Source organism: Roseateles chitinivorans (genome assembly GCF_002761755.1).
In the GTDB taxonomy this organism is placed as follows: Bacteria; Pseudomonadota; Gammaproteobacteria; order Burkholderiales; family Burkholderiaceae_C; genus Roseateles; species Roseateles chitinivorans.
In genome coordinates this window covers 1-5693 of the sequence record NZ_PEOG01000130.1, presented here as the reverse complement: position 1 = coordinate 5693, position 5693 = coordinate 1, and the positions used below count along the sequence as shown (strand labels likewise).

The window sequence follows — 5693 nt, the reverse complement described above, 5'->3', positions numbered from 1 at the left end:
CGCATCGCCCAGGCCGCGCGGGCCGAGGGCCTCGCGCTCGGCCGCGACGCCGACGAGGCCGCCGATCACGCGGCCTGCGTCGCGCTGCTGCGCTGGTCCGGCTGCACGGCCAATGCACCGGAGTTCTCGGTGCTGATGGGCGACGACGTCGGCGGCCGGGACGCGATGCTCTCCAACGGCTCGGCCGCGGAGGCCTCGGCGCTGGCCGGCACGCTCGGCGACGCGGCGCTGATCCACTGTGAGGTCGCTGGCGAGATCGCCCGGCTGCTGGGCCTGCCCGCGGGCATCGAGCGCGCGATGCATCACCTCTTCGAGACCTGGGACGGTCGCGGCAAGCCGGCCGGCCTGCGCGGCGACGCGGTGCCGGCCGTGGTCTTCCACGTGGCGCTGGCCGGCGACCTGGAGATCTTCGGGCGCGTCCACGGGCTGGCGGCGGCGCTCCGGCAGGTTTCCGATCGCGCGGACGCCAAGTACCCGCGCGCGCTGGTGGCGCTGGTCACGCGCCACGCGGCCGACTGGATGGCGGCGCTCGACCAGGGCGCGCATGAAGCCATCGCTGAAACAGCCGGTGGTGCCGAGGACCTGGGTGGCACGCTGGCCGCGCTTGACACGCCGCTCGAACTGGTCGCGGACGTCATCGACCTCAAGCTGCCCTGGATGACGGGGTTGTCGCGGCGCGTCGCCGAGGCGGCCCGTGAGGCCGGCGCCGCGCTCGGCCTGGACGAGCCGGCGCAGACGCGCCTGCACCGCGCCGGGCTGCTGCATGGCATCGGACGGGCGTCGGTGCCGAATGCGCTCTGGAGCGATGGCCGCCGGCTCGGCGAAGCGGATCGTGAGCGGCTGCGGTTGATGCCCTACTGGACCGGCCGCGCGGCGCGGCGCCTGAGCGCGCTGCAGGAGGAGGCGGAATTGGCGTCCTTCGTCGACGAGCGCATGGACGGCTCGGGCGCGTTCCGGGGCGTCGCCGGTGCGGCGATCCCCCTGCCCGCTCGGGTGCTGGCGGCGGCGGCGGCCTGGGTCAGCGCACGCACCGCCCGGCCCGGCGCACCGGCGCTGGACGCCGATGCGGCGCGGGCGGCCCTGCGCGACGAAGTGGCGGCGGGAAGGCTCGACGCGCAGGCCACAGACGCCGTCTGCGGTGCCGAACCGAGCCGGGCAACACCCGCCGCCTCGCCCGCGGCGGTCACGCTCTCCGCGCGTGAGACCGAGGTGCTCGCCCGCATCGCCATGGGCGAGAGCAACAAGGAGGCGGCCAAGGTGCTGGGCATCAGCCCGGCAACGGTGCGCACCCATCTGGAAAGCGCCTTCCGCAAGCTCGGCTGCAGCACGCGCGCCGCCGCGACGCTCAAGGCGATGACGATGGGCTTGCTGCCGGTCTGAGCGCCGTCCTCCCGGATTCGCGCCAGGCCGCTCAGCGGAGCGCGCCGGGCCCGACCTCGGCCAGCCAGTCGCACACCGCGCCGATCACCTCGGCCGGCTGGTCCTTGTGCGGCGAGTGCCCGCAGGCGGGGATCTCGAAAAGGCGCGTCTGCGGTACCGCGCGGGCAATGCCGCGGATCTGCTCGAGCGTGCCGTACTCATCGTCGACGCCCTGCATCGCCAGCAGCGGGCAGCGGATCGCGCGGATCTCGTCTTCGATCGACCAGTCGCGGAACGCGGGGCTGAGCCAGCAGTCGCTCCAGCCGCGGAAGGGCGAGTCGGGATCGTCGTGGAAGCGCGCCAGGCGCTGGCGCAGCGGGCCGCGCTCATAGGCCGCGACGGTGTCGCGGATGCCGTCGATCGAGAGCGTCTCGACGACGATGTGTGGCGCCGCGACGACCACGCCGGCAGTGGGCAGGCGAGCCGCATGCAGCAGCGCGATGGAGCCGCCGTCGCTGTGGCCGAAGAGCCAGGGCGGCGTGGTGATGCCTAGTTCGCCCAACACCGCGGGCAGCACCTCATGCGCCTGCCGGTGGAGATAGTCGGGGGCCCAGTGCTCATCGGGCGCGCGCATCGTCGAGCGCCCATAGCCGGGCCGCGAGTAGACCAGGCCGTGCAGGCCCACCGCCTCGCACAGGCGGGCCGGGAAGTCGCGCCACATCGCGATCGAGCCGAGTCCCTCGTGCAGGAACACCATCACCGGCGCCGGCGCGCCGGCCGATGCAGCGGCGTCATTCACCCAGGCGTATTCGATGTCGATCGGCCGGCCGCGCCAGTCGATGCGCAGGCGCTGGGTCGTTGTCGTGCTGTCCATGGCGCGCATCTTAGGCAGGCCGGACGCTCATCTGAACGCGCCAAAAGAAATGGCCCCGGTCTCACGACCGGGGCCAAAAGTTCGTCCGCCTGCAGAGGGAAAAGACGGACCATGCGAGAGAGAAGCATGAACAACGGAAGCTCGAATTCCGTTGTCAGGATCTACTGTAGGGAGGTCCGCATCCGCTGGCACGAGGGCAACGGCGCATCGTCGCCGAGGACATCGCCCGATGCGCGTGTCAGGCGATCGCCTACAGACGTCGCTTTCGCCTTGGCGCTCAGGCTTGTCGCCGACGCCGCGCCATCGGCGGGCAAGGCCCGACGCCGGCTGGTCGTCGCGGTCGCCCTCAGTTCGCGGTCGTCGTCAGTTCGCGGCGCCCGCAGGCGCGCCGGCCGCGGGGCGCCGCTGCGTCACGCCGAGCGCGCGGTTGGCGCTGGTCGCCATGATCAGCGCGAAGAAGACCACACAGGACAGGCCGGCCGTCAGCGACGAGTGCTCCGCGATCATCCCGATCAGCGGCGGCCCGGCCATCATGCCGAGGTAGCCCAGCGACGACACCGCCGCGATGCCGTGCGCCGCGCTGACGCCCGGCATCTTGGACGCGGCGCTGAACAGCACCGGCACGACGTTGGACAGGCCCAGGCCCACCAGCGCGAAGCCCAGCAGCCCCGCCTCCGCGACCGGCACCAGCAGCGCCGTGGCCATGCCGGCCGCGGCGAGCAGCCCGCTGGCGACCATCAGGGGCACCGGCGCGACACGCGCCCGCACCCAGTCGCCACCGAACCGGCCCAGCGCCATCGCCAGGCTGAAGCTCGCGTAGCCCAGCGCCGACACGCTCGCATCGCTGGCCCGCTCCTGCTTCATGAAGAGCACGCTCCAGTCGTACATCGCACCTTCGGCGATCAGCCCCAGTGCCGCCAGCGTGCCGATCAGCGCGAGCACGCCGCGGGGCAGGCTCAGCGGTTGCTTCTCGCCCGCCTCGGTCCGCATCTTCAGCATGGCCGCGCAGGCACCGACGATCAGGGCCACGCCGGTGCCGCAAGCCAGCAGCAGATGGGTCTGCGGCGCCCAGCCCAGCAGCGGCAGCAGGCTGCCGACGCCCGCCCCCACCATGCCGCCCAGGCTGAACATCGCATGGAAGCCGCTCATCAGCGGACGCGCCGCCAGATGCTCGATCTCGGAGGCCTCGGCATTGATGGCCACGTCGAAGAGGCTGGCCGTCGCGCCGAACAGCGCCAGCAGCAGCACCAGCCCGAGGTAGGCGCTCGGCACGATCAGCAGCGAGACGCCCGTCGCGCACAGCACGCCGGTCACGCCTGCGACACCCCGAGGACCGAAGCGGGCCACGACCCGCCCCGCCTGCGTCAGCGCCAGCAGCGCGCCCACGCCCGAGGCCAGCATCGCGAGCGCGAGCGACTGTTCGCCCAGGCCGTAATGCGCCTTCACCGTCGGCACATGCACGCCCCAGGTCGCGAACAGCGCGCCGGAGACGAAGAACTGGATGCGCAACGCCCAGGCGGCCGCGGACAGGCGGTGGGGCGCCGGGGTCGCGGCGCTCGACGGCGGAGAGCTCGTGGGGGTGGTGTCGGCGGACATCTGCGGCACGGCGTGAAGAGGCCGTTACTGTAGGCGGCGCGCCGTGGACCGCGCGCGAGGGTCGCCCCTCGACGAGCGAGCGATCGGTCAGGCGGTCAGGCGACGAAGCGGTCGAGCCGCCGACCGTCGCTCGCTCAGGACACCATGCCGCGCAGCGCGTTGAACAGCTTGCGCGGCTGCAGCGGCTTGAACAGCACCGTGTGGCCGCTCTCGGTGGCACGGCGCAGTTCCTCGCGGCTGGTGTCGCCGGTCACCAGGATCGCCGGCACCTGCAGGGCGCAGAGCTCGCGCACCGCGCGGATCGCCGCGATGCCGTCGGGCCCGTCGCCCAGGTGCAGGTCGGACAGGATCAGGTCGGGCGGCATCGCCCGCGCCCGCACCGCGTCCGCCGCCTCGGCCGCGGTCGCCGCGATGATGGTCTCGTAGCCCCATTCCTCGAGCAGCAGTTGCAGGCCGAGCCGGATCGACTCCTCGTCGTCGATCACCAGCACCGAGCGCGGCTCCATCACCGGCATCGGCACCGTGTCCGCGGCGGTGGTGAACTCGGGGATCTCGGGCAGCCCGCCCAGCGGCACGCTCAGGCGGAACATCGTCCCGCGGCCCGGTCGCGACGCCACCATCAACCGGTAGCCCAGCAGGTGCGCCAGCCGCTTGACGATGGCCAGCCCCATGCCCAGGCCCTGCGTGCGGCTGCGCTCGCTCTGACCCACCTGGTAGAACTCCGCGAAGATCCGCGGCAGGTCGGTGGACTTGATGCCGATGCCGGTGTCCCAGACCTCAAGGTTGAGGTAGTCCTCGGTGGTGCGGGCCACCACGACCACGCCGCCCTCCTCGGTGTACTTGATCGCGTTCTGGATCAGGTTGCCCAGGATGCGCTCGAGCAGCTGCGGGTCGCTGGTCACCGACTTGCCGCCCGGCGAGAAGCGCAGGCCAAGCCCGGCCGCCTCCGCCTGGCCGGCGTAGTGCATGTGCAGGCGGCGGAACAGGTCGCGCAGCGGGAAATGCTGCAGGTTGGGCTCGACCGTGCCGGCGTCCAGCCGCGAGATGTCCAGCATCGCGTTGAAGGAGCGCTCCAGGCCCTCGATCGAGCGCATCACGTTGCGGATCAGCGGCTCCTCCTCGGTGCCCTGCAGCCGGCGCTCGAGGCTGGCGGCGAACAGCCCCAGCGCATGCACCGGCTGGCGCAGGTCGTGGCTGGCGATGGCCAGGAACCGGCTCTTCTCCTGGTCGGCGCGGATGGCGCCGTCGCGGTCCTGCTCCAGCGTGCTGACGTGCAGGTCCTGTTCCATCAGCAGGCGTTTGGCGCGCTGCCAGCGGTAATGCTCCAGCAGCGCCAGGCCGCCGATCACCGCGGCGGCGAGGAACCACACTGGCCCGGCGCCGGGCCGGGCCGCCGGATCGAACAGCCGCGCCACGCCCTCCGAGGCCGGCAGCAGCGCGATCACCGCCGCCCAGCGCCCCATCGGCGCCAGCAGCACGCCCACGACCGCCGCGGTCGCGGCCAGCAGCGGACCGGTGAGCAGGCCGCGCGATCCCGGCGACTCCGCCAGCCAGGGGTGCAGACACAGCAGTCCCAGGCAGCCCGCGGCCTGCAGGTAGAGCAGGCGTCGCCCTTCCCGGTCGGTGAAGCCGGTGCGGGCGTCGACCTTGCTGCCGCGGTAGGACATCGACCGCGCGGTGAAGACGCAGCCCACTGCCAGCGCGACCACGCCGATGATCCAGACGATCATCCCGGTGGTCGGCGTGCCACGCAGAAGCGCGGAGACCAGCGGCACCGCGACCGCGATCAGCAGCCACGGCCAGTGGCTCCAGGCCTCGTCGAAGCCGGCGTCCTGCAGCCGGCGGGCGATCGCGCGGCGTTCGC

At 72.8% G+C, this 5693-nt stretch carries 4 protein-coding genes; 1 reads left to right on the top strand and 3 read right to left on the bottom strand.

Annotation, left to right across the window (positions count from 1 at the left end; all coding sequences use genetic code 11):
- A partial coding sequence (locus CS062_RS24705) for an HD domain-containing phosphohydrolase (RefSeq protein ID WP_099864483.1) occupies window positions 1-1380 on the top strand: 1380 nt, incomplete at its 5' end.
- 31 nt (window positions 1381-1411) lie between these two features.
- On the opposite strand, the gene CS062_RS24700 is transcribed toward CS062_RS24705, so the two are convergent.
- The 3 genes from CS062_RS24700 to CS062_RS24690 all read right to left on the bottom strand — a co-directional run.
- Complete coding sequence (locus CS062_RS24700; RefSeq protein WP_438270500.1) at window positions 1412-2242, bottom strand: alpha/beta fold hydrolase; 831 nt, start codon at window positions 2240-2242, stop codon at window positions 1412-1414.
- 354 nt (window positions 2243-2596) lie between these two features.
- A complete protein-coding gene (locus tag CS062_RS24695; RefSeq protein WP_099864482.1) occupies window positions 2597-3829 on the bottom strand; it encodes an MFS transporter in 1233 nt (410 codons plus the stop codon).
- Between the two features lie 134 nt (window positions 3830-3963).
- On the bottom strand, window positions 3964-5693 hold a 1730-nt coding region (locus CS062_RS24690; protein ID WP_143742511.1), incomplete at its 5' end, for an ATP-binding protein.